The following is a 22,338-nucleotide window of genomic DNA, read 5'->3' as shown; positions in this document are numbered from 1 at the left end:
ATCGTATCGAGTGTTTTTTCACCGACACAGGTTTGGCCATGCCAGTAAATACTATTTTGGGGCTTTTTGCCAAGTCCCCCATCAAGCCGCTGCAGAAGCATATCGTCAAGGTTCACCAGTGCTCCCAGCAGTTGGTTCCCTTCTTTGACGCCGTTGCCGAAGACCGTTGGGAAGATGCCGAGAAGATCCGGCAGCAGATCGCCCAACTGGAAAAAGAGGCAGATACCCTCAAGCGTGAAATCCGTCTGAAACTGCCTCGCGGCCTGTTCCTGCCGGTTGCACGTACCGACCTGCTGGAGCTGTTGACCCAGCAAGACAAGATTGCCAACCGTGCCAAGGATATCTCCGGCCGCATGCTTGGTCGTCGCATGGAGTTCCCCGCCGAAATGCGGACGGATTTCATGGCTTACCTCAAACGTTGTATTGATGCGACCGCTCAGGCCGAGAAAGCGATCGGGGAGCTCGACGAGCTGCTCGAGACCGGCTTCAAAGGACGGGAAGTGGAAATGGTTGCCGAGATGATCCATCAGCTGGATCTGATCGAGGACGATACAGACACCATGCAGATCGGACTGCGCCAACAGCTGCAAGCGGTTGAGCACAATTACAATCCGATCGATGTGATGTTCCTTTACAAGATCCTCGAATGGGTAGGTGACCTGGCAGATCAGGCCGAGCGCGTAGGCGCCCGTCTGGAACTGATGCTGGCTCGTTCGTAATCGACTGACTGGGTAAACACTATTAATGGACATTATCGCGAATTACGGCACCACTCTGGTGCTCGTGGCGGCCTTGTTCGGCTTTTTGATGGCTTGGGGCATTGGCGCGAATGACGTGGCCAACGCCATGGGGACATCGGTCGGCACCAAATCCCTGACCATACGTCAGGCGATCATCATCGCCATGATCTTCGAATTTGCCGGTGCCTATCTGGCCGGTGGCGAAGTGACGGCCACCATCCGTAACGGCATCATCGACAGCAACGCCTTTGCCGATACGCCGGATCTGCTGGTGCTCGGCATGATCGCCTCCCTGCTGGCGGCCGGCGCCTGGTTGATCCTCGCCTCCTACTTCGGCTGGCCTGTTTCCACCACTCACTCCATCATCGGCGCCATCGTCGGTTTCGCTGTGGTGAGCATTGGCCCGGAAGCGGTGCAGTGGAGCAAGTTTGGCGGCATCGTCGGCTCCTGGGTCATCACCCCGGCCATCTCAGGTGTCATCGCCTACTTCATGTTCATCAGCGTGCAGAAGCTTATCTTCAACACCGATGATCCCCTGAACAATGCCAAGCGCTATGTGCCGTTCTATATGTTCCTGACTGCGCTGGTGATCTGTCTGGTGACCATCAAGAAGGGGCTGACCCACGTCGGTCTGCACCTGAGCGATGGCGAGGGCATTCTGCTTTCCATCGCCATCTCCATCGCAGTGGCGTTTGCCGGCTGGATCTACATTCGCGGTCAGAAGTACAACCCGCAGGATGACAGCAAGATGCACTTCGCCAACGTGGAGAAGGTGTTCGGCATCCTGATGGTGATCACCGCCTGTGCCATGGCCTTTGCCCATGGCTCCAACGATGTGGCCAACGCCATCGGCCCGCTCTCTGCGGTGGCCTCTATCGTGGCTTCCGGTGGCGAGATTTCCAGTCAGGCAGCCATTGCCTGGTGGATCCTGCCGCTGGGCGGTATCGGTATCGTGATCGGTCTGGCGACTATGGGCGAGAAGGTGATGGCGACGGTCGGTACCGGCATCACTCACCTGACCCCGAGCCGTGGTTTTGCCGCCCAGCTGGCGACTGCCGCGACCGTGGTGATTGCCTCCGGTACCGGTCTGCCCATCTCCACCACCCAGACCCTGGTCGGTGCTGTGATGGGTGTCGGTCTGGCGCGCGGCATTGCGGCGCTGAACCTGGGGGTACTGCGCAACATCGTTGTCTCCTGGATCATCACCCTGCCTGCCGGTGCCATTCTGGCTATCGCCATCTTCTACGTGCTGCAGGCCTGCTTCTCCTAATCGAAGCGGCATTCAGCAAAAAGCCCGAGTCATCGACTCGGGCTTTTTTATTGTGCGCGGGAGAGAGGTGCTGCTCCCTTTGCATACCAGCCTTAGAGGCTGGCGCAGATCTGCCACAGATCGTACTGGATAGCGGCGGCGGTCACTTCCCGACCCGCTCCCGGCCCCTGGATCACCAGCGGGTTGGTGCGGTAGCTGTCGCTCTCGATGGCGAAGATGTTGTCGCACGGCAAGAGGTTGGCAAACGGGTGGTGCGGCTCCAGCGCCTCCAGTCCGACCCGCGCCTTGCCGTCATGCTCGAAGCGGGCGACGTAGCGCAGTACCTTGCCGAGGCGCTTGGCCCCTTCGAAGGCGGTCTGGATCGGGCCATCCAGCTCTTTCAGTCTGTCCATAAACTGATCGGTGGTCACCTTGCGCAGCGTAACGGGCACCAGATTCTCCAGCTCGATATCGGCGGAGTCGAGCTCAAAGCCTGCCTCCCGCGCCAGAATAAGCAGCTTGCGCCGCACATCCTGACCGGAGAGATCCTCGCGGGGATCCGGTTCGGTCAGGCCGTGCTGCCACGCCTCGTCCACCAGTTCGGAGAAGGGGCGGGTGCCGTCATACTGCTGGAACAGCCAGGAGAGGGTGCCGGAGAAGATGCCGGAGACCCCCTGAATGCGGTCGCCGCTCTGGCGCAGCATCTGGATGCTGGACTGGATTGGCAGCCCGGCTCCCACGGTGGCGTTGTAGCGCCACTGCACCTGATGGTCACGGCAGGTTTGCTTGATGCGCTGGTAGAACTCGCTGTCGGCGGCACCGGCAAACTTGTTGGCGGCGATGATGTGAATGCCGAGCTGGGCAAAATCCGGATAGTAGCGGCTCACCGTTTCGCTGGCGGTCATGTCCAGCGCAATCAGCGCATCGAAGCCGTGCTGCTCAAGCTGGGAGAGCAACTCTGGCCAGATCAGCGGCTTGGGATTGAAGTTGTCCTGTACCTTGAGGGGGTTGAGCCCCTCTTCATCCAGCAGGCCCCCTTCCGAGCTGAACACCCCGTAGAGGGTGAGCGCCAGATTGAGTTCATGTTCCAGCCGTGCCTTTTCACGGGCATAGAGGCTCAGCCAGTGGCCGCCGATATTGCCCTTGCCGAACACCACCAGTCCGACCCGGGTCGGGCGGCTGAAGAGGGCGCTGTGCAGGGCGATGAGCAGCGGCTCCAGCACTACCTGACGCAGCACGGCCACCAGACTCAGGCCATCTCGGGCCACCTGGACGAACTCCAGCGGTTGATCTGCCAGCAGCTGATAGAAGCGATGACACTGTTCTGCGTTGTCGGTGACACCGGCGCCGACCAGCGCTACCAGACTGTACCCCTCTTTCTGAATGAGGCCGGTGAAGCTCCCTTGCAGCTGGAAGTCGCGCAGCAGCTCGAAGGCGCCTTGTGCCACCTCGAGGGTGTAGGCGAGGCGCAGGATCCGGCGATCCGGCTGGCGCTGCAGGGTGAGCGGGTGGAGGCGGTGACGGGCCAGATGGGCCTCGATGGTGGCCACCGTCTGCTCATAGTTGGTCTGCGGCAGCACCTTCAGCTCGATGAGGGCGATCTGATCCACCGAGGAGACGATGCGGGCGCCACCGGAGCGGGGGGCGCGGCGCAGGATATGGGTGCAGCCCTCGTCCGGGTTGTAGCTGCAGCGCAGGGTGAGGCGCTGGCGGCTGTCGGCCACAGGTTGCAGGGTGCGCGAATGCAATACCGAAGAACCAAGACGGGCCAGCTCGTTGGCTTCGGCGAGGCTCAGGCGCTCCAGCAGGCGAGCCTCCTTCACCCGGCGCGGGTCGGCGCTGTAGACACCGGCCACATCGCTCCAGATGGTGGTGGATTCGCCGTCCGCCAGCAACGCCAACAGGCTGGCGCTGTAGTCGGAGCCGTTGCGACCGAGCAGCAGGGAGCGCCCCTCCATGTCGGCAGCGATAAAGCCGGTTACCACGATGCGACCGGCATGCTCCGCCAGTCGCGCCTTGAGCAGCTCGCTGGAGAGCGCAGTATCTACCTTGACCAGAGCGCCATCCTCGGCGCGCAGGAAGCTGCGGGCATCGAGCCAGATGGCCTTGTCGCCGCGGCTGGTGAGCAGGGCTGCCAGCAGGCGCGCCGACCACACTTCGCCAAAGGCGAGCAGGCCGTTGCGGGCGAAGCGATCAAACTGTCCCTCCAGCGTTTTGGCGATCAGCTGCATGTCGTCGGCCAGCTGCTTGCTCAGATCGAGCTGCAGTTCACCCTCCAGCAGGCCGTCGATCAGGCTCTGCTGATAGGCCTGCAGGGCCGAGATGGCTTCACCGGCGGCTTCGTCCCCCGCTTCGGCCAGCTCCACCAGCTGGATCAGTCGGTTGGTGGTCTTGCCGGCGGCGGAGACTACGATCAGCTCGTCGCCACCCACCTGTTGTTCAACGATGCTGGCGACTCGGCGATAACAGACCGGATCCGCCAGACTGCTGCCACCGAATTTGTGGACGTGACGTCGCTTCAATCCTGCTTCTGCTGCCACCGCGATCTCTCCTTGTTGCTGCTGTTCCATTACTTCGCTACCTGTTCTGCCTGCTGCGCCTGTTCAAAAGCCTGAGCCAGATCGGCCACCAGGTCTTCACCGTGTTCAATACCGACCGACAACCGCAGCAGCTGGGCGCTGATTCCTGCTGCCTGCTGCGCCGCCGGGGTCATGGCCCTGTGGGTCATGCTGGCCGGATGGGCCACCAGACTCTCCACCCCGCCGAGAGACTCGGCCACCGAGAAGAGGGTGAGGGCCGCGAGAAAGGCGCGAATGCCCGCCTCGCTGCAATCGAGTTCAAAACTTAGCATGGCGCCGAAGCCGGACTGTTGACGGCGCGCAATATCGTGGCCCGGATGGCTCGGCAGGCTGGGGTGATAGATGCGTTTCACCAGCGGCTGCTGTTGCAGGAAGGCGAGGATGCGGTCGGTGTTCTCCTGATGGGTGCGCAATCTGGGGGCCAGAGTGCGCAGGCCGCGCAGGGTGAGGTAGGAGTCGAACGCCCCGGAGGTGAGCCCCAGACAGTTGGCCCACCACACCAGCGACTCGGCCAGTGCGGCCTCCTTGGCAATCGCCACTCCGCCCACCACGTCGGAGTGACCGTTGATGTATTTGGTGGTGGAGTGCACCACCACATCGGCACCAAGTGCCAGTGGCTGTTGCAGCAGGGGGGAGAGGAAGGTGTTGTCCACCACCACCTGTGCACCCACCTCGTGGGCGGCGCTGGCAATGGCGCTGATATCCACCACCCGCAGCAGCGGGTTGGAGGGGGTCTCCACCCATACCAGTGCAGGCTTTTGCTCCAGCGCGGCGGCCAGAGCGGCCTCGTCCCCCTGATCGACAAACTGCACCCGGTAGTGGCCCTTGGCCGCCAGATACTCAAACAGACGCCAGGTGCCGCCGTAGCAGTCGTGGGGGGCGAGCAGCAGATCCCCCGCCTTGAGCAGGGCGGTGGTGACCAGATGGACGGCCCCCATGCCGGTGCCGGTGACCACGGCGCCAGCGCCCCCTTCCAGCGCCGCCAGCGCGTCCGCCAGATTGGTGCGGGTCGGATTGCCGGAGCGGGCATAATCGTATTGACGGGGCTCGCCAAAGTCGGCAAAGGTGTAGTTGCTGGAGAGGTAGATGGGGGGCACCACGGCACCGTGTTGCTGGTCTGTCTCAATCCCGGTGCGAACCGCCAGGGTGGCCTTGTGGGTCATATCACTCTCCTTGATGTCTCTTCACACGCCGGCATCTTGCTGCCACGCGCCATCCCGCCACTGTGGGCTCATGGACAACCACACTACGCCAGCTTAAAAAAGCCGTCAACACTTCCAGACGTCTAAATGGCTTTGCTGTTGGATTGCCATTAATTTCCTTAAGGGTTAAAATCCGCGCTCACGGCTAAATGAGAACAGGTGAGTCATGGGAACAGAGTGGAACGGCGACTACGTCAGCCCCTACGCGGAACACGGTAAGAAGAGCGAACAGGTCAAGAAGATTACCGTCTCGATCCCGCTCAAGGTGTTGAAAGTGTTGACCGATGAGCGCACCCGCCGTCAGGTGAACAACCTGCGTCATGCGACCAACAGCGAGCTGCTCTGTGAAGCCTTCCTGCACGCTTTCACCGGCCAGCCGCTCCCTTGCGACGAAGACTTGCGCAAGGATCAACCGGACAGCGTCCCGGCCGAAGCGCGCGCCATCATGGAAGCGCTGGGCAAAGAGATCGAAGATTTCGACAAGGAATAACCCCCAATGACGCGGCCCTGGCCGCGTCATTGCTATCTGCCATGTCCCGCTTCAGCCTGCGCCACTATCACCACCACGTCTGCAGTCATAGCCACGACTTTGCCCAACTGGTGATCCCCCTCGACGGCCCCCTCGAGATCGAGGTGCAGGGCCGGGGGCGCAGGCTTGTCCCCGGTTCTGCCTGCGTCATCGGTCCCGGCGAGCGGCACGATTATGCCGCCGATCCGGCGCTTTCGTTTCTGGTGCAGGAGAGCGACTGGCTACCCGGCGATCTGGCGGCCCGCCCCTTTATCGAGCTGGATGAACCCCAGCGTCACTACCTCGCTTTTCTGCACCGCATGGTGGCCGAGGGGCGGCAGGTGGCGGGCATGGAGCAGGTGTGGCTCTCCCTGCTGGCGGAAGGGCAGGGGATGCAGAGCACTGCCACTCCGCGTCTTGCCGCTCGCATCCTCAAGGTGCAGCGCCATATCGAGGCCAACCTTGCCGCCCCGCTGACCAATCAGCAACTCGCCGCCATCGCCTGCCTTGGCCAGAGCCAGTTCAAGCTCGCTTTTCGCCAGCAGCTGGGGATGAGCGTCTCCCACTACATTCGCAGTCGGCGCATGGCACTGGCGCGCACCCTGATTGCCGGTACGCAACTGCCTGTTGGCGAGATTGCCAGCCGCTGCGGTTACCAGAATCAGGGGGCCTTCAGCGAGCGCTTCCTGGCCGAGAGCGGGCTCACTCCATCCCTCTGGCGTCAGCAAAACGGCCGCCTGCCGCAACGAAACGGCTGATCGCCGAAGACGGGATGCTCTCTTTGGGCCATGCTGCGGCTCATGCAGGTGCACGATAAACAGGAGCCGAAATGGAGACGATTAGCTGGCAGGATTTCGAGATGGTGGAGCTGAGGGTGGGCACCCTGGTGCGGGTCGAGCCGTTCCCCGAAGCGCGCAAACCAGCCTACAAGGTGTGGGCGGATTTTGGCCCTGAACTGGGGATTCGCAAGAGCAGTGCTCAGATCACCGCCCTCTACCAGCCAGAGCAGCTGGTGGGCCGCCAGATCATCGCCGTAGTCAACTTCCCGACCAAACAGATAGGGCCGTTTCAGTCGGAGTTTCTGCTGACCGGTTTCTACCGGCCGGATGGCGCCGTAGTGATGGCTATCCCCGAGCGGGCGGTGGAGAACGGCGCCAAGCTGGGCTGAGTTCATACCCGAACAGAGACAAGAGAGGCGACCCCGGGGTCGCCTCTCTTTTTGCTTGTTGCTCGCCGTTACTTCAACAGGCTGAAGATCAGCGCCGATACCGCCAGCGAACCGGTCAGCAGGATAAAACCGTTGGTCCAGCCGTGACGGAAGCGGGCCAGCGCCTCCACCTTGTAGATGGCAATTACCGGCATGATGAACAGGATCATGGCGATGACCGGGCCGGAGAGGGTCTCCATCAGTCCCAGAATGCCCGGGTTGATGACGGCGGCACCCCAGATGGCGAAGAACATCAGGGCGATACCCAGTTTGTCCGCCTTGGCCAGCGGCAGACCGGTGGGCTTGGCGAGCAGGCTTTTGAGGCTTTCGCGGGCACCGAGGAAGTGGCCGAGGAAGGAGGAGCTGATGGCGATAAAGGCGATGAGCGGCCCCAGAGTCACGATCACCGGGTTGTCGGTGATGTTGGCGAGATAGGAGAGCACAGAGACGTTCTGGGCCTTGGCTTCAGCCAGCTGGGCTGGCGAGAGGCTCAGCACGCAGGAGAAGACGAAGAACAGCACGAAGCCCACAAGCATCACTGTGGTGTTGCGCAGGATCAGGCCGCTCTTGGCTTCCGCCTGCTCGCCATATTCACGGCGCTGCACGTTGGCAAAGCCGGAGATGGCGGCGGCGTGGCTGAAGGCGAACACGGTGACCGGCAGTGCCAGCCAGACGGTATTGAGGAAGCTGACCCCTTCAAACGCGGTCACTTCCGGCCATTGCCACTGAGGGATCAGGTAGCAGGAGAGGGCCGCCAGAATGGCCGCCAGCGGATAGACCATAAAGGCGAAGGCGCGCAGCATCGCTTTCTCACCCGCCAGCATCACAGCGATCATGGCAAACACCAGCACGCCGGAGAGCATCACTCTATCTGGGGTCGCCATGCCGAGTTGGTTGACCATGAAGCTCTCTACCGTGTTGGTCAGCCCGACCCCGTAGATGAGCAGGATCGGGAAGATGGAGAGGAAATAGAGCGCCGAGATGAGGCGACCGGCCATCTTGCCGAAGTGCTCCTCCGCCACTTCAGTGACGTCGGCGTGGGGGTGCGAAGAGGAAAGCACGAAGCGCGCCAGCCCGCGGTGGGCGAGGAAGGTCATGGGGCCTGCCAGTACCGCGACGATGACGAGAGGCCAGATCCCGCCCAGACCCAGATTGATGGGCAGGAACAGGATACCGGCGCCAACGGCGGTGCCAAACAGGCTGATAACCCAGTGGGTGTCGTGACGGCGCCAGCGGGTGATGCTGGCAGTGGTGGAGCAGGAACCGGATAGCTCCTTGGTAGCCTCTACAGATAAACTCATTACTAATTCACTTTTTGTTAGTGTTTTAATCTGAGTTCATTGTGGTTTATCGGGATTTAATTCTCAAAAAGCGAGACTGAAACATATCACTGCCATTGCGGGGTTTAGCCAGCGAGATTGGGAATGGAATCTGGTTCACAGAATGGAACAAAACTGATATTTGTGATTTTTGTGAAATATAAAACCAAAATTTAATCTGCTCTCGTTTTTTTATTTTGGCTAATCAGGTGTTTTCAGAATTACGTGAAAAATCGTACCATTTCTCGCCGACCGATTGTGATGTTTCACTATCATTTTGCCGCTTTGCCAGCGTATCACGCTGTTCAAGAGCGTCTTGACCAGCGGATCACACCGGCCATCACCCGGGGCAACTTCCCTGAAAAAGCAGGCGGCCATCGGGCCGCCTGCTTGTCTGGTGTGATGATATCGCTATCCGTTTAGTGGGCCAGAATGTTGCCCCAGGCGAGATCCGGATCCCCCATCACGATAAAGTCAGGGTTCTCCAGCGACTCGGTTTCGTTGTAACTGAGTGGCTGCAACGCCAGGCTGAGGATGCGGCCACCGGCCGCCTCGACGATGCACTGGGCGGCGGCGGTGTCCCACTCGCCGGTGGGGCCGAGCCGCACGTAGCAATCGGCTGCCCCTTCCGCCACCAGACAGGATTTGAGGGAGCTGGAACCAAGCGGGATCAGCTCGTAGTTGATGGCCGGGTTGAGGCGGCGGGTGAGGTTCTCCAGCTTCTGGCGGCGGCTGATAGCCACCACCAGTGAGTCGGGCTGATCATGCTCGTGATGCATGGCGCTGATGGGCAACACTTCGCCATTCACCTCCTTGAAGGCGCCGTAGCCGCGCACCGCCCAGTAGAGCACATTGGACTCGGGGGCGTAGATGACCCCGAGCACCGGCACATTGTCCCGCACCAGGGCGATCAGGGTGGCGAAGTCGCCGCTGCCCGCGATAAATTCGCCAGTGCCGTCGAGGGGATCCACCAGCCAGTATTGCCGCCAGTTGGATCGCTGGCTGAAGGGGATGTCGGCCGCCTCTTCGGTCAGCACGGGAACGTGGGGAGTGAGCGCCGAAAGCGCCTGTTTGAGGTAGGCATCGGCAGCAAGATCGGCACTGGTGACCGGAGTGGCATCCTCCTTCAGCTGACGCTCGAACTGACCGCCATGATAGATGTCGTGAAGGATCCTTCCGGCTTCGCGGGCAATCTCCTTGACCCCCGGCACCCAGGCCAACAACTCCTGCATCTCGTTATCCTCTGTCTGTTAACTGCCCGTCTGCGGGCTACTTTGCCTGCTCGGCCAGCCACTTCTGGGCCAAGAGCAGGGCACTGATGCTGCGCGACTCGGTGAAGTCGGGTCGCGCCAGCAATTCGTCGATCCGGTTGAGGGGCCAGGGGATCACCTCCAGCGGTTCGGGCTCGTCGCCGATCCGCTGCTCGGGGAAGAGATCCCGCGCCAGCAAAATATCCATCCGACTGGAGAAGTAACCGGGGGCCAGCGACACCTGTTTGAGCAGGGTCAGGCTGTTGGCGCCAAACCCCGCCTCCTCCATCAGCTCCCGGTTGCCCGCCTCGAAGGCATCTTCGCCCGGGTCGATCAGCCCCTTGGGAAAGCCCAGCTCGTAGGAGTGGGTGCCGGCGGCATATTCGCGCACCAGCAGCAGGGTGTGGGCATCGAACAGCGGCACCACCATGACGGCGCCCCGGTTGCCGCCGCGCATCCGCTCGTAGACCCGCTCTTCGCCATTGGAGAATTTGAGGTGTAGCGATTCCACCTTGAACAGTCGGCTCTCGGCCACGATATCGGCCTTGAGGATCTCCGGCTTGCTCTTGGGGTGATCCAGTTGGTCGGCTGAGATGTGCTCGGGTTTGCTCTTGTGAGGGTCGCTCATCGGACGCTGGCTGCTCGTTAAAAAATCGTGCTTCAAGAGTAAACGACTCTCACACCGAACACCACGGGCCAGGGATGGCAAAGGGGGGAGGAAAAATCCGTTATACTGCCGCCCCGTTTTCCGAGATCAGCGATCAAGAGGCCCGATGCCACACTCCTGCTCCACCACCTTGCCCTGGCACCAGATAGATACCGTCTTGCTCGATATGGATGGCACCCTGATCGATCTGCATTTTGACAACCACCTCTGGCAGCAGCTGGTGCCGGAGCGTTACGCCGAGCGGCTCGGTCTGCCGCTGGATGAAGCCAAAGCGCAGATCGACGTCCACTATCACGCCGTCAACGGCACCCTCAACTGGTACTGCGTGGATTACTGGAGCGAGACCCTGGGGCTCGATATTCGTGCCCTCAAGCAGGAGCTGCTGGCGAAGATCCAGTGGCGTCCTCACGCCATCCCCTTTCTGGCCGAGCTGCGCGCCGCGGGCAAGCAGTTGGTGCTCTTTACCAATGCCCACCCTGCCAGCCTGTCGGTGAAGGATGCGCAGTTGGGACTAAGCGATCATCTGGATTTGATGGTGAGTACCCACGAGCTGGGCTGGTCGAAGGAGAGCCAGTACTGCTGGCAGGCGCTGGCACAGCGGCTGGCGTTCGATCCGGCCCGTACCCTGTTTGTGGATGATAGCGAGCGGATCCTGCGGGCTGCCGCCGACTACGGTATCGGCTATCAGCTGGCGATCCAGAATCCGGACAGCTGCAAGCCGGAGCAGAACATCACCGCTTTTCCGGCGATCCGCGATTATGCGGAGTTGCTGCCGCTGGCAATCTGAATTTGCTGAAACGAGAGAGGGCTGCATCATGCAGCCCTCTTTCTTTGATTTGAATTTTGGTTATCTGACGCCTGATGGCGAAAAATCACAGCTCCCGAAACGGGCGCCGTTTCTCTTCCTCGATGACGATCGCCTCCAGATTGGCGATCCGCTCCTGTAGCTCTCTTATGATCATATCCTGCTTGCCGAGGCGATCGGTGATGCGGGCATCCCCCATCTGGTAGCGAGCCCGTTTGCCGAGATATCCGAACAATATGCTGATAAATACGATCAGGACTATGCCTGTCCACATGGTCATGTCACGACTCCTTGTCGTCTATAAACGGCGAAAACGCTGATGGATCCGTTCTGTTTTCTCATAGCCGCCAATTGGCCGCAATGGGCCCCGTTTCGCCTTTGTGATGCAGTTGGCTATTGCTGCCAGAGAGGGCGGCCAAGCCACCACCTTGCTTACCCGGGTGGCTATTGCTGCCAGAGGGGGCGGCCAAGCCAGAGGGCCCACAGGGTGAGGTGCAGCAGCACGATAAACCAGAAGACCAGCCGGTAGCTGCGCTTCTGGGTCTTGTGACGCAACCACTGGCGGGCCACCAGTGCGCCCGGCCAGCCGCCGCACAGCTCCAGCAGATGGAGCCTCGATTCGGGAATGCGCCACTCGCCGCGCACTGCCTGCCGCTTGTCCCAGGCGTAGGCGGCCACCGTGAGCAGGCTCATGGTGAGCAACACGGCCAGCGGCCACCACTGCTGCTCGCCGAGGCCGAGCCAGAGGGCTGCGCCCAGTGGCAGCAGTGCCAGCGCCATCACTGGGCCAGCTCCCAGCAGCGCTCCTCGTCCTGCTTGAGGGTGCGGATCACCCTGGCCGGATTGCCCACCGCCACCGAGTCGGCCGGGATGTCGCGGGTGACCACGGCGCCGGCGCCAATGATGGAGCGCGGCCCTATGGTGACGCCGGGGCAGATGATGGCGCCGCCGCCAATCCAGCAGTCGTCACCGATCCGCACTGGCTTGTTGTAGGCAGTCCAGTTGCGTCGTTCCAGATAGTTCATGGTGTGGGTGGCGGTGTAGATCTGCACGTTGGGGGCCAGCAGCACATGGCTGCCGATGTGCACTTCGCCCACGTCGAGAATGGTGACGTTGAAGTTGAAGAAGGTCTTCTCGCCGATATGGATGTTGCGGCCAAACTCGCAGGTAAATGGCGTGCTGATCCAGCAGGAGTCGGGGCAGTGGCCGAACAGCTCGCGGCAGATCTGCTGGCGCAGAGGGGCATCGCCCGCCGATGAACTGTTGAGTTTGGCCAGCAGCGCCTGACCGCGGATCCGGTCGTTCGCTATCTCCTCGCTCTGGTCATCCAGCGCCCCGCCTGCCAGTACCTTGTCCCAGTCGCTCGCCATTGCTACCTCCTCATGCTGCAAGAGCAGGCAGTATACGTGACTGTCAGGGGCGCCGTCAGTCTGTCACTTGTTGCAGGTGATCCCCGTCAACCTGTGGGCCAGACGAGGGGCAGGATCAGCAGGGCCGAGACGAAGTAGGGGAGCAATACCCGCAGCCCGAGACTGCGCCCGCCGATGCCGAGGGCCAGCAGCCCCTTCACCAGCGAGTTGACCAGACCGGCCAGCAGGATGCCGCGGGCCGCCACCTCCAGCGCCAGCTCCTTGTGGGAAAGCTGGGAGAGCGACAGCGTGATGGCGTCCACATCGGTGATCCCCGACACCAGCGACAGCAGATAGACCCCGGAGTTGCCCACCTTGTCTTGCAGCAGCGTTGCCATAAAGCCGATCAGCGCCAGCAGCAGGCCGAACTTGATGGCGGTGGACAGATCGAGCGGGTTGCTGGTTTCCGGCTGTACCGGGCCGTCAGTTAGCTCCTCGCGCTGGCGCCAGAACCAGAAGGCAAAGCCGTAGACTGTGGTGGCCAGCAGCAACAGGGGGGCGATGAGGCGCATCGCCAGTTCGCTGTGAATCAGCAGTACCAGTACCAGCAGCCGCAGCCACATGGTGGCCCCTGCCAGCAGGATGCCGGTGGCCAGCAGTCGCTCCAGCCCGCCCTGCTCCTTGTTGAGACGGGCGAACTGCAGGGTAAGGGCGGTGGAGGAGGCCAATCCCGCCAGTATGCTGGTGAGCACCAGTCCGGCGCGGGTGCCGAGCAGGCGTACCGCGAAGTGGCCACAAAACGAGATGCCGGCGATCACCACCACCATCAGCCAGATCTTGAAGGGGTTGAAGGCGTCGAGGGGGCCCATCTCCTCGTTGGGCAGCACCGGCAGCAGCACCAGCGAGATAAGCAGAAAGCGCAGGGTAGCGTGGAATTCGGTCTCGCTGAGAAACAGCATCCCCTGCTGGATCTGTCCCTTCAAACCCATCAACAGGGCGGCCAGCACGGCGCAGGCCACCGCCTCGCTCGGGCTCAGCAGTACCGACATCAGCCCCAGCAAATAGGTGAGCAGCATGGCTACCGAGCTGGTGAGACCAAACTCCCCTTGCCAGCGCTGGGCCAGCCAGACCGAGAGGCCGCAACCGATCACCACCGCCAGCAGGCCGAGCAACGGTAGCCAGGGGCCCAGGGTGGGCAGCAGTAAACCGCACACCCCGCCAAGCAGGCCGATAAGGCCGTAGGTACGCATCCCGGCGATGCGCTGGTTATCCCCCAGCTGGCGCACCTGCCAGCCCCGCTCCAGCCCGATGATGAGGCCGATGGCCAGCGAGACCAGGGCACCGTTGACGGGTTCTGCATTGATCCACATAACGACTTCCTTTTCGTCATCTGCCTGCCTTGTTCCCATGATGGCACAGCGCTTGAGGTCACAGAGGGGCGTGGCTCACAGAGTCTGCGTCTGGCTCCTTGTGGCGTGTGGCTGCCTGATATGAGCAAAAGAGATAAGCAAAGAGTTATTTCTTTCTTCTGGGCATAACAACTCCACGGCATGCTGTTCTCAACCCAACAAGATATGGAGAATCACCATGAAACTGCGAATGACCGCCCTGACCCTGCTCTCTCTGCTGGCATTTGGTCAGGCCAATGCCGCCGAGATCCGCCTGCTCAACGTCTCTTACGATCCGACCCGCGAGCTGTTTCAGGAGTACAACGCCGCCTTTGCCAAGGAGTGGAAGGCCAAAACCGGCGACGACGTGGTGGTGAGCCAGTCTCACGGTGGCTCCGGCAAGCAGGCCCGCGCTGTGGTGGATGGACTGGAGGCCGACGTGGTATCGCTGGCGCTGGCCTACGATGTCAACGCCATCGCCAAGGAGGGGCTGACCGCTGCCGACTGGCAGAGTCGCCTCGGCAACAACGCCTCGCCCTATACCTCCACCATTGTCTTCCTGGTGCGCAAGGGCAATCCCAAGCAGATCAAGGATTGGGATGATCTGGTGCGCAAGGATGTCGCCATCGTGACTCCCAACCCCAAGACCTCCGGCGGGGCACGCTGGAACTATCTGGCCGCCTGGGGCTATGCCCTGAAGAAGAGCGGCAGTGAAGAGGGGGCCAAGCAGTTTGTTGGCGATCTATTCAAGAACGTGAAGGTGCTGGACTCAGGCGCCCGCGGTGCCACCACCAGCTTTACCGAGCGCGGTCTCGGTGACGTGCTGCTGGCGTGGGAGAACGAAGCCCTGCTGGTGCTTGGTCAGGCGGGTGCCAGCGACAAGTTCGAGCTGGTGGTGCCTTCGGTCTCCATTCTGGCGGAGCCGCCGGTCGCGGTGGTGGACAAGGTGGCCAAGAAGCACGGTACCGAAGCTGTGGCCAAGGCCTATCTCGATTATCTCTACTCTGACGAGGGGCAGCATATCGTCGCCAAACATCACTATCGCCCCAGCAACCCGGCGATCCTGAAGGAGACGGCAGCCCAGTTCCCGCAGCTTGCCTTCTTTACCGTCAAGGATCTGGAAGGGGATTGGGAGAAAGCCCAGAAGAAACACTTCGCCCAGGGCGGTCTGTTTGACCAGATCTATCAGCCGGGTCGTTGATAGCTTCGTTATCCATCACTGAACTGGCCCCTGTGCCAGCCGATAGGAGCACCAAGATGAACAAGATCCTCCTGGTTCCCGGTCTGCACAACAGTGGGCCGGATCACTGGCAGAGCCGCTGGCACGATCATTTTCCCCAATGGCAGCGGATGACCGGGCTACCGTGGGACAAGCCGGACCTCAGGGTCTGGAGTGCCAAGCTGGCGAGCAAGCTGAAACGTCGCCGCAGCCGGGTCCATCTGGTGGCTCACTCCTTCGGCGCCCTGACCGCCATCGCGGCGGCCCGCTTGCAGCCGGAGAAGGTGGCCTCGATCTTTCTGGTGGCGCCCGCCGATCCTGCCCGTTTTGGCATTGCGGATGAGGCCTTGGCCGGGCCGCTGCAGGTATCGGCCCAGCTGGTGGCCAGCCGCAATGATCCCTGGATGAGCTTTGAACGGGCCGAATACTGGAGCCGTCAGTGGCAGGTGCCGCTGTTCGATGCCGGTGAGGCGGGCCATATCAATGCCCAGTCAGGTCATGGGGATTGGCATCAGGGGCTGCATTTGCTGGGGGCTCTCTACCGCCGTGGTGAGCTGGTAGTGGCACCGGTCAAGGCCACATCGCCCCGGCCGGTCGTATTGGGCTTTCGCTAGGTATCTGTGAAGTGGTTGGAGGGTTGTCGGGCGCGCTGTTCGCTGGCTACTCCATGCCCCCGTTCTTTGAATGCTCCGCTCCGTATTGCTCCATTTCTTAGGTCTTTTATTTATATAAAAGACCTTTTTTTATTTGGAGTGCGCCAAGAGCCTTGTGACTCTGCGGTTAGACAAAAAAGTGATTAGCAAAGTCGCAATTGATGTTTGTTGCCGATGAGGGGAGTGAGCAGAATCACCATATCGAAAATTCTTCATAACAGATGGATGTGTTATGCGATTTGGTTCTTATTCTGTCCTGCCCGGTTTTGGCCCCACCCTGGGGTTCAGCCTGCTCTATCTGGGCCTGCTGGTGCTGTTGCCGCTCTCGGCCCTGGTGCTGTTTGCGATCAACAACCTGACCGCCGCCGAGTTCTGGCAGGTGATCGGTTCACCCCGGGTGCTCGCCTCCTTTCGCCTGAGCTTCGGTGCGGCCTTTGTCGCGGCGCTGCTCAACAGCCTGTTCGGCCTGATCCTGGCCTGGATCCTGGTGCGCTACACCTTCCCCGGTCGTCGACTGGTGGATGCGTTGATCGACCTGCCATTCGCCATGCCGACCGCCGTTTCCGGCATCGCCCTGTGCGCCATCTTCGCCCCCAACGGCTGGATCGGCCAGTTGCTGGCGCCGCTCGGCATCCAGCTCGCCTACAACCCTATCGGGGTGGTCATCGCACTCACCTTTATCGGATTGCCGTTTGTGGTGCGTACCCTGCAGCCGGTGCTGCGGGAGGCTGAAACCGAGCAAGAGGAGGCCGCCGCCAGCCTCGGCGCTGATCGCTGGCAGACCTTTCTGCGGGTGCTCTGGCCGACCCTGATCCCGGCCCTGCTCACCGGCTTTGCGCTGGCGTTTGCCCGCGGGGTGGGGGAGTACGGCTCCGTCATCTTTATCGCCAGCAACCTGCCGATGGTCTCGGAAATCGCGCCGCTGATGATCATGAGCCACCTGGAGGAGTATGACTACGCCGGTGCCTCTGCCATTGCTGTGGTGATGCTGCTGATCTCATTCATTTTGTTACTGCTAATCAACAAGTTGCAGGCCTGGAGCTGGTCTCGCATCGGAGGGAGCCGGATATGAGTTCATCTGCTATCGCCATTGAGGCGGCCTCTGTGGAGGCGACCCCCGCTCGCAAGGCGCCGGTCGTGATCCGTGAACCCCAGTGGGTCAAGTGGCTGCTCATCACGGTCGGTTTGGGCTGGTTTGCCGCCCTGCTGCTGCTGCCGTTGGCCACCGTCTTTATTCAGGCGCTGACGCCGGGGCTCGCCTTCTTCTGGCACGCCATCAGCGAGCCGGATGCCTTGAGCGCCCTCGGTCTCACCGCGTTGGTGACCCTCTGCGCCGTTCCCCTCAATCTGCTGTTCGGGATCGCGGCGGCCTGGGCCATCGCCCGTTTCCGCTTCCCCGGTCGGCAGCTGCTCATCACCATCATCGATCTGCCCTTCTCGGTGTCGCCGGTGATCGCCGGTCTGATGCTGGTGTTGATGTTCGGCAGCCGCGGCTGGTTTGGTGACTGGTTGAGCGAACATGACATCAAGATCATCTTCGCCACCCCGGGGATCATCCTGGCCACCACCTTCATTACCGTGCCTTTCGTGGTGCGCGAGCTGCTGCCCCAGATGGAGGCGCGCGGCCCGGAAGAGGAAGAAGCCGCCATCATGCTGGGGGCGAGCGGTCTGCAGATGTTCTGGCGCGTCACCCTGCCCGGCATTCGCTGGAGCCTGATGTACGGCCTGCTGCTCTGTACCGCCCGCGCAGTGGGGGAGTTTGGCGCTGTGTCGGTAGTTTCCGGCCATATTCGCGGCCAGACCAATACCCTGCCGCTGCATATCGAAATCCTCTACAACGAGTACCAGACCGGCGCCGCCTTTGCAGTGGCAAGCCTCTTGGCTCTGTTCGGGATCTTCACCCTGCTGGGGGAAACCCTGTTGGCCCGGCTGCGTGCCCAGCCCACCAAATCTCACTGATCACCGTTTTAAAGAGGCAGCCATGAGCATTCAGGTTCAACAACTCAACAAGCATTTCAATCAGTACGCGGCGCTGGCAGACATCAACCTCGACTTTCACGACGGTGAGCTGGTGGCGCTGCTTGGCCCCTCCGGCTGTGGCAAGACCACCCTGCTGCGGATCATCGCCGGGCTGGAGCAGGCCGACTCTGGCCACGTCATCATCCGTGGCGAGGATGCCTCGGATCTCCATGTGCGTGAGCGCAACGTCGGCTTCGTGTTCCAGCACTACGCCCTGTTTCGCCACATGACGGTGTTCGAAAACGTAGCGTTTGGCCTTAGGGTCAAACCGCGCAGCGAGCGCCCGGCCGAGGCGGCCATTCGCGCCCGGGTCAAGGAGCTGCTGGATCTGGTGCAACTCAGCCACGTGGCCGAGCGCTATCCGACCCAGCTCTCCGGCGGTCAGCGTCAGCGGGTCGCGCTGGCCCGCGCGCTGGCGGTACAGCCCAAGGTACTGCTCTTGGACGAGCCCTTCGGCGCCCTCGATGCGCAGGTGCGCAAGGAGCTGCGCCGCTGGCTGCGCGAGCTGCACGACGAGCTGCACGTCACCAGCCTGTTCGTCACCCACGATCAGGAAGAGGCGCTGGAGGTAGCGGATCGGGTGGTGCTGATGAACGCCGGACGGGTCGAGCAGATCGGCACCCCGGCCGAGGTCTACGACCAGCCCGCCAGCTCCTTCGTCCACAGCTTCCTCGGCAGCGTGAACCAGTTCCGCGGTCGGGTGGCGGAGCAGGGATTCGGCATCGGCGAGCAGCTGCTCGGCGGGCCGTCGGCTTCTCATCTGGCAAACGGCAGTGCCGCCATCGCCTATGTCCGTCCCCATGAGCTGGAGATCTTGCCAGCCGATGCGCCGGGCGGGATCCGCGCCACCATCACCCGTCTGCTGCCTATGGGGCCACGCATTCGGGTGGAGCTGCGTGGCGATGGCGAGACCAAAGGGGCCCACTACGAGGCGGAGCTGAGCAAGGAGGCGGCCAAACTGTTTGCCCCGGGACAGGGGGTGAGGCTGGTGGCCAGGCAGGCGCAGTTCTATCCCGATTACCAGATTTGATGTTGTGTTGCGGGCGGCATGGCCATCCGGATTCAGGTGCTCTGCCGGGGCATGATCCGGCCAAATAACAAAAATGAGGGGGTGACCAGCTTGTGTCACCCACTCTTCGCAGGAGGCGACAAGGTGAATTTTCAGCAGTTACGAATTATCCGGGAGGCAGCGCGGCGGGATTACAACCTGACCGAGGTGGCCAACGCCCTTTTTACCTCGCAATCCGGGGTGAGTCGCCATATCCGCGAGCTGGAAGAGGAGCTGGGGATCGAGTTGTTCATCCGCTACGGCAAGCGGCTGCTCGGCATGACCGAGCCGGGCAAGGAGTTGCTGGTGATCGCCGAGCGCATTCTCAATGACGCCAACAACATCCGCAAACTGGCCAGCACCTTTGCCAACCGCGACTCGGGCCGTTTGCTGGTGGCGACCACCCATACCCAGGCGCGCTATGCCTTGCCGCGGGTGGTGAAGGCGTTTCGCGAGCAGTTCCCGCTGGTACAGCTGGAGCTGCGTCAGGGCAGCCCGGAGGAGATAGTGCGGCTGGTGCAGACCGGCGAGGTGGATATCGGCATCAGCAGCGAGCAGCTCGACAAGAGCGAAGGGGTGGTGGCATTCCCCTACTACCGCTGGCACCACAACATCGTGGTGCCCGAGCAACATCCGCTGGCAGGCGAGCGGGATCTGACGCTGGCGGCGCTGGCCAACTGGCCCATCGTCACCTATCAAGCCGGGTTGACCGGGCGGGTGCGGGTGGATGAAGCCTTTGCTGCGGCTGGTATCGAGCCGCAGATCCTGTTGACGGCGCAGGACTCCGATGTCATCAAGACCTATGTCGAGCTGGAGATGGGGGTCGGCATACTGGCCGACATGGCGTTCGACGGCCAGCGTGATCAGGGGCTGGTACAGCTCGACGGCAGCCATCTGTTTGCCCCCCACACCGCCTGGATTGGCCTCAAGCAGGGGCAGTTCCAGCACAACTTTGCCTGGCAGTTTATCCAGCTCTGCAACCCCGAGCTGGCGCTGGCGGATATTCAGGCCCGCGCCATGGGCAGCGAGCCTGCCATCGACTTCCAGATTTGAATCGGAAGAGAAGAGCAGAAGGGGAGCCAATGGCTCCCCTTCTTTATTGCTGGCAGATGAGATTGCCAGCGAAAACAAACGGCTTCATATGAATTTTTTCACTTAGGTTTGCCAGTTAATTTTGTTTGTTATCCGGTACTTGGATTGCAGGATGGAATAAGTGACTGACCAAAGTCGATCCATTCAGGATAAAGCATGCCGTATAGCTACCTATCACATCTGCGTTGCAGCAAGAGTGGCGAGATCCATGATGCCGACCAGCCCTGGCAACTGAGCCGGGCGGGTGCACCACTGCTGGCCAGCTACGATCTCGATGCGCTGAAGCGAGCCTGGCACCCGGCGGCATTGTCGGGTCGCCCGGCCAGCCTGTGGCGTTATCACGAGTTGCTGCCGGTGCGGGATCCCTCCCATGTTGTGACGTTGGGGGAGGGGCTTACCCCGCTGCTACGGCTGCCCACGCTGGGCAAGCAGATCGGTATTCCGGATCTCTGGATGAAGGACGAGAGCGTCATCCCCACCGGCTCCTTCAAGGCTCGTGGCGCGGCGGTGGGCATCTCCCGCGCGCGTGAACTCGGCGTCACTCACTTCGCCATGCCGACCAACGGTAACGCAGGGGCTGCATGGGCGCTCTACGGTGCCCGCGCCGGACTGCGCAGCACCATCGTTATGCCGCAGGCCGCCCCCGCCATCACCCGACTGGAGACCTCCCTCGCCGGCTCCCGTCTCTATCTGGTGGATGGCCTGATCAGCGATGCCGGTCGCCAGGTGGCGCAGGCGGTGGCGGAGCACGCCCTGTTTGATGCCTCAACCCTGAAGGAGCCCTACCGGATTGAGGGCAAGAAGACCATGGGGCTGGAGATTGCCGAACAGCTGGGCTGGACCCTGCCGGATGTGATCATCTATCCCACCGGTGGCGGGGTCGGCCTTATCGGTATCTACAAGGGGCTGCGCGAGCTGCAGGAGTTGGGCTGGGTCAAGGGGGACCTACCCCGGCTGGTGGCCGTGCAGGCGAGCGGTTGCGCGCCCATCGTACAGGCGTGGCAACAGAGAGCCGCCGAGTCGAGCTTCTGGCCCGACTCCCGGACGCTGGCGTTCGGCATCAATGTACCCAAGGCGCTGGGGGATTTTCTGGTGCTGGACGCCCTCTATCGCACCGAGGGTTGCGCCATCGCGGTGGATGACAAGGCGATCCAGAGCGAGATCCGCCTGCTTGCTTCTCGCGAAGGGAGCTTTGTCTGCCCGGAAGGGGCCGCCGCGTTTGCTGCCGCTCGTCAACTGCGCGAGGCGGGCTGGATCCGGGAGCAGGAACAGGTTGTCGTGCTCAATACCGGTGCCGGCATCAAGTACCCGGATGCGATCACTGTGCTGCCCCAGCGTCTGCAGCGTGACGGGAGGATCCCGGCATGAATCTGGATCTGCCCTTCATCCTCACGACGCTGCCCGCCTTCGGCAAGGCGGTCTGGGTCACCTTGCAACTGGGAGCCACAGTGATCCTCACTTCGCTGGCGGTCGCCCTGCTCAACGTCGCCCTGTTGAGCCTGCACAAGCGGCCGCTCAGCTCGCTGATCCGCGGATATGTCGAGCTGGCTCGCAACACGCCGCTGCTTATCCAGCTCTTCTTCCTCTATTTCGGGCTGCCTGCGCTCGGTTTGTCGCTGTCGGGTTTTACCACAGCGGTGATTGCCATGACCTTCCTCGGCGGTGGTTATCTGACCGAGGCGCTGCGTGCAGGCATTCAGGCGGTGCCCGCCAGTCAGCTGGAGGCTGGTAGGGCTATCGGGCTTTCTCGCTGGCAACTGCTGCGCCACGTGCAGTTGCCCCAGGCCTGGCTCGCCAGCCTGCCCGCGCTGTTTGCCAACTTCATCTTCCTGCTCAAGGAGACGACGGTGGCCTCGGCGGTGGCGGTGCCAGAGCTGCTCTACACCACCAAGAATTACATCGCCCTCTACTACAAGACCTACGAGATGCTGGCGGTGCTGACATTGATGTGCGTGCTGATCTTCCTGCCGCTCTCCCTCGCTCTGCGCGTCGTTGAAAGGAGGCTGCAACATGGTCAGTTCGGTCACTGAATCGCTGATGCAGG

Annotated in this window: 23 protein-coding genes; 14 read left to right on the top strand and 9 right to left on the bottom strand. The window is 61.8% G+C overall.

All coding sequences use genetic code 11. The features are described from left to right. Nucleotides 1-38 precede the first annotated feature (38 nt). Nucleotides 39-719, top strand: a complete 681-nt coding sequence (locus G5306_RS13605) for a TIGR00153 family protein (RefSeq protein ID WP_005340244.1) — start codon at nucleotides 39-41, stop codon at nucleotides 717-719. A 25-nt stretch (nucleotides 720-744) separates the two neighbouring features. Continuing rightward, on the top strand, nucleotides 745-2,010 hold the full coding sequence (locus G5306_RS13600) for an inorganic phosphate transporter (RefSeq protein WP_042053268.1): 1,266 nt from the start codon (nucleotides 745-747) through the stop codon (nucleotides 2,008-2,010). A gap of 92 nt (nucleotides 2,011-2,102) precedes the next feature. On the opposite strand, the gene G5306_RS13595 is transcribed toward G5306_RS13600, so the two are convergent. Together G5306_RS13595 and metB are read right to left on the bottom strand one after the other, a co-directional pair. Next, the gene (locus tag G5306_RS13595) at nucleotides 2,103-4,559 is read right to left on the bottom strand and encodes a bifunctional aspartate kinase/homoserine dehydrogenase II (protein ID WP_421312985.1); all 2,457 of its coding nucleotides are present in this window, start codon (nucleotides 4,557-4,559) and stop codon (nucleotides 2,103-2,105) included. Next, nucleotides 4,559-5,731, bottom strand: coding sequence for a cystathionine gamma-synthase (gene metB, locus G5306_RS13590; RefSeq protein WP_159157706.1), 1,173 nt, complete (start codon nucleotides 5,729-5,731; stop codon nucleotides 4,559-4,561). Before metB ends, G5306_RS13595 begins: the two co-directional genes overlap by 1 nt. Nucleotides 5,732-5,936: 205 nt before the next feature. Between metB and metJ the strand changes: the two genes are divergently transcribed. The 3 genes from metJ to G5306_RS13575 all read left to right on the top strand — a co-directional run bounded on the left by metJ (nucleotide 5,937) and on the right by G5306_RS13575 (nucleotide 7,446). After that, nucleotides 5,937-6,260, top strand: coding sequence for a met regulon transcriptional regulator MetJ (gene metJ / locus G5306_RS13585; protein WP_005340251.1), 324 nt, complete (start codon nucleotides 5,937-5,939; stop codon nucleotides 6,258-6,260). 41 nt (nucleotides 6,261-6,301) lie between these two features. Further along, nucleotides 6,302-7,036, top strand: a complete 735-nt coding sequence (locus G5306_RS13580) for an AraC family transcriptional regulator (protein ID WP_270905171.1) — start codon at nucleotides 6,302-6,304, stop codon at nucleotides 7,034-7,036. Nucleotides 7,037-7,107: 71 nt separating this feature from the next. Next, nucleotides 7,108-7,446, top strand: a complete 339-nt coding sequence (locus G5306_RS13575) for a tRNA-binding protein (protein WP_040067328.1) — start codon at nucleotides 7,108-7,110, stop codon at nucleotides 7,444-7,446. Between the two features lie 68 nt (nucleotides 7,447-7,514). Here the strand turns inward: G5306_RS13575 and G5306_RS13570 are convergent, their stop codons facing one another. From G5306_RS13570 to nudE, 3 genes are all read right to left on the bottom strand, one after another. Then, nucleotides 7,515-8,786, bottom strand: a complete 1,272-nt coding sequence (locus tag G5306_RS13570; RefSeq protein WP_421312984.1) for an aromatic amino acid transport family protein — start codon at nucleotides 8,784-8,786, stop codon at nucleotides 7,515-7,517. A 437-nt stretch (nucleotides 8,787-9,223) separates the two neighbouring features. After that, a complete protein-coding gene (gene cysQ / locus G5306_RS13565) occupies nucleotides 9,224-10,036 on the bottom strand; it encodes a 3'(2'),5'-bisphosphate nucleotidase CysQ (protein ID WP_005357849.1) in 813 nt (270 codons plus the stop codon). A 37-nt stretch (nucleotides 10,037-10,073) separates the two neighbouring features. Further along, nucleotides 10,074-10,682, bottom strand: a complete 609-nt coding sequence (gene nudE, locus G5306_RS13560; protein ID WP_064338850.1) for an ADP compounds hydrolase NudE — start codon at nucleotides 10,680-10,682, stop codon at nucleotides 10,074-10,076. Nucleotides 10,683-10,827: 145 nt separating this feature from the next. Between nudE and yrfG the strand changes: the two genes are divergently transcribed. Next, nucleotides 10,828-11,508: a GMP/IMP nucleotidase gene (yrfG, locus tag G5306_RS13555; RefSeq protein ID WP_219264772.1), complete on the top strand. Its 681-nt coding sequence runs from the start codon at nucleotides 10,828-10,830 to the stop codon at nucleotides 11,506-11,508. An 85-nt stretch (nucleotides 11,509-11,593) separates the two neighbouring features. On the opposite strand, the gene G5306_RS13550 is transcribed toward yrfG, so the two are convergent. The 4 genes from G5306_RS13550 to G5306_RS13535 form a co-directional block, all read right to left on the bottom strand. Then, entirely contained in the window at nucleotides 11,594-11,806 is a 213-nt protein-coding gene (locus G5306_RS13550; RefSeq protein WP_245148109.1) for a hypothetical protein, read from the bottom strand. Nucleotides 11,807-11,970: 164 nt separating this feature from the next. Beyond that, the gene (locus tag G5306_RS13545; RefSeq protein WP_139442953.1) at nucleotides 11,971-12,309 is read right to left on the bottom strand and encodes a DUF1294 domain-containing protein; all 339 of its coding nucleotides are present in this window, start codon (nucleotides 12,307-12,309) and stop codon (nucleotides 11,971-11,973) included. Then, nucleotides 12,306-12,896 (bottom strand): sugar O-acetyltransferase, encoded by a 591-nt coding sequence (locus tag G5306_RS13540; RefSeq protein WP_245148108.1) that lies wholly within the window; start codon nucleotides 12,894-12,896, stop codon nucleotides 12,306-12,308. The genes G5306_RS13545 and G5306_RS13540 overlap by 4 nt, the downstream gene beginning before the upstream one ends. Nucleotides 12,897-12,982: 86 nt before the next feature. Next, nucleotides 12,983-14,245 (bottom strand): MgtC/SapB family protein, encoded by a 1,263-nt coding sequence (locus tag G5306_RS13535; RefSeq protein WP_245148107.1) that lies wholly within the window; start codon nucleotides 14,243-14,245, stop codon nucleotides 12,983-12,985. Between the two features lie 217 nt (nucleotides 14,246-14,462). On the opposite strand from G5306_RS13535, the gene G5306_RS13530 reads away from it, so the two are divergent. The 8 genes from G5306_RS13530 (at nucleotide 14,463) to G5306_RS13495 (ending at nucleotide 22,324) form a co-directional block, all read left to right on the top strand. Further along, on the top strand, nucleotides 14,463-15,464 hold the full coding sequence (locus tag G5306_RS13530; RefSeq protein ID WP_058056498.1) for a sulfate ABC transporter substrate-binding protein: 1,002 nt from the start codon (nucleotides 14,463-14,465) through the stop codon (nucleotides 15,462-15,464). Nucleotides 15,465-15,520: 56 nt separating this feature from the next. Beyond that, nucleotides 15,521-16,096, top strand: a complete 576-nt coding sequence (locus G5306_RS13525; protein WP_245148106.1) for an RBBP9/YdeN family alpha/beta hydrolase — start codon at nucleotides 15,521-15,523, stop codon at nucleotides 16,094-16,096. A gap of 271 nt (nucleotides 16,097-16,367) precedes the next feature. Beyond that, nucleotides 16,368-17,207, top strand: a complete 840-nt coding sequence (gene cysT / locus G5306_RS13520) for a sulfate ABC transporter permease subunit CysT (RefSeq protein WP_421312983.1) — start codon at nucleotides 16,368-16,370, stop codon at nucleotides 17,205-17,207. Further along, entirely contained in the window at nucleotides 17,204-18,094 is an 891-nt protein-coding gene (gene cysW, locus G5306_RS13515) for a sulfate ABC transporter permease subunit CysW (RefSeq protein ID WP_005343065.1), read from the top strand. Before cysT ends, cysW begins: the two co-directional genes overlap by 4 nt. A 22-nt stretch (nucleotides 18,095-18,116) precedes the next feature. Further along, nucleotides 18,117-19,184 (top strand): sulfate/molybdate ABC transporter ATP-binding protein, encoded by a 1,068-nt coding sequence (locus tag G5306_RS13510; RefSeq protein ID WP_421312982.1) that lies wholly within the window; start codon nucleotides 18,117-18,119, stop codon nucleotides 19,182-19,184. Between the two features lie 123 nt (nucleotides 19,185-19,307). Further along, nucleotides 19,308-20,255, top strand: coding sequence for an HTH-type transcriptional regulator Cbl (gene cbl / locus G5306_RS13505; RefSeq protein ID WP_124242953.1), 948 nt, complete (start codon nucleotides 19,308-19,310; stop codon nucleotides 20,253-20,255). Nucleotides 20,256-20,450: 195 nt separating this feature from the next. Next, nucleotides 20,451-21,662 carry a threonine synthase gene (locus G5306_RS13500; protein ID WP_209297525.1) on the top strand — a complete coding sequence of 404 codons (1,212 nt, stop codon included), beginning with the start codon at nucleotides 20,451-20,453 and terminating at the stop codon, nucleotides 21,660-21,662. Further along, entirely contained in the window at nucleotides 21,659-22,324 is a 666-nt protein-coding gene (locus G5306_RS13495) for an amino acid ABC transporter permease (protein WP_421312981.1), read from the top strand. Before G5306_RS13500 ends, G5306_RS13495 begins: the two co-directional genes overlap by 4 nt. Nucleotides 22,325-22,338: the final 14 nt, after the last annotated feature.

The organism is Aeromonas sp. 603404, assembly GCF_049171775.1.
Classification (GTDB): domain Bacteria; phylum Pseudomonadota; class Gammaproteobacteria; order Enterobacterales; family Aeromonadaceae; genus Aeromonas; species Aeromonas veronii_A.
This window is presented reverse-complemented; position numbering and strand designations above follow the sequence as displayed.

Bases quoted from the DNA above. Each gene is read 5' to 3' on its own strand.
- G5306_RS13495 (WP_421312981.1), top strand. From the start codon at position 21,659: ATGAATCTGGATCTGCCCTTCATCCTCACGACGCTGCCCGCCTTCGGC.
- nudE (WP_064338850.1), bottom strand. From the start codon at position 10,682: ATGAGCGACCCTCACAAGAGCAAACCCGAGCACATCTCAGCCGACCAA.
- G5306_RS13500 (WP_209297525.1), top strand. From the start codon at position 20,451: ATGCCGTATAGCTACCTATCACATCTGCGTTGCAGCAAGAGTGGCGAG.
- G5306_RS13575 (WP_040067328.1), top strand. From the start codon at position 7,108: ATGGAGACGATTAGCTGGCAGGATTTCGAGATGGTGGAGCTGAGGGTG.
- G5306_RS13510 (WP_421312982.1), top strand. From the start codon at position 18,117: ATGAGCATTCAGGTTCAACAACTCAACAAGCATTTCAATCAGTACGCG.
- metB (WP_159157706.1), bottom strand. From the start codon at position 5,731: ATGACCCACAAGGCCACCCTGGCGGTTCGCACCGGGATTGAGACAGAC.
- G5306_RS13595 (WP_421312985.1), bottom strand. From the start codon at position 4,559: ATGGAACAGCAGCAACAAGGAGAGATCGCGGTGGCAGCAGAAGCAGGA.
- G5306_RS13605 (WP_005340244.1), top strand. From the start codon at position 39: ATGCCAGTAAATACTATTTTGGGGCTTTTTGCCAAGTCCCCCATCAAG.
- cysQ (WP_005357849.1), bottom strand. From the start codon at position 10,036: ATGCAGGAGTTGTTGGCCTGGGTGCCGGGGGTCAAGGAGATTGCCCGC.
- metJ (WP_005340251.1), top strand. From the start codon at position 5,937: ATGGGAACAGAGTGGAACGGCGACTACGTCAGCCCCTACGCGGAACAC.
- G5306_RS13525 (WP_245148106.1), top strand. From the start codon at position 15,521: ATGAACAAGATCCTCCTGGTTCCCGGTCTGCACAACAGTGGGCCGGAT.
- cysT (WP_421312983.1), top strand. From the start codon at position 16,368: ATGCGATTTGGTTCTTATTCTGTCCTGCCCGGTTTTGGCCCCACCCTG.
- G5306_RS13580 (WP_270905171.1), top strand. From the start codon at position 6,302: ATGTCCCGCTTCAGCCTGCGCCACTATCACCACCACGTCTGCAGTCAT.
- yrfG (WP_219264772.1), top strand. From the start codon at position 10,828: ATGCCACACTCCTGCTCCACCACCTTGCCCTGGCACCAGATAGATACC.
- G5306_RS13550 (WP_245148109.1), bottom strand. From the start codon at position 11,806: ATGACCATGTGGACAGGCATAGTCCTGATCGTATTTATCAGCATATTG.
- G5306_RS13600 (WP_042053268.1), top strand. From the start codon at position 745: ATGGACATTATCGCGAATTACGGCACCACTCTGGTGCTCGTGGCGGCC.
- G5306_RS13570 (WP_421312984.1), bottom strand. From the start codon at position 8,786: ATGAGTTTATCTGTAGAGGCTACCAAGGAGCTATCCGGTTCCTGCTCC.
- G5306_RS13535 (WP_245148107.1), bottom strand. From the start codon at position 14,245: ATGTGGATCAATGCAGAACCCGTCAACGGTGCCCTGGTCTCGCTGGCC.
- cysW (WP_005343065.1), top strand. From the start codon at position 17,204: ATGAGTTCATCTGCTATCGCCATTGAGGCGGCCTCTGTGGAGGCGACC.
- G5306_RS13540 (WP_245148108.1), bottom strand. From the start codon at position 12,896: ATGGCGAGCGACTGGGACAAGGTACTGGCAGGCGGGGCGCTGGATGAC.
- G5306_RS13530 (WP_058056498.1), top strand. From the start codon at position 14,463: ATGAAACTGCGAATGACCGCCCTGACCCTGCTCTCTCTGCTGGCATTT.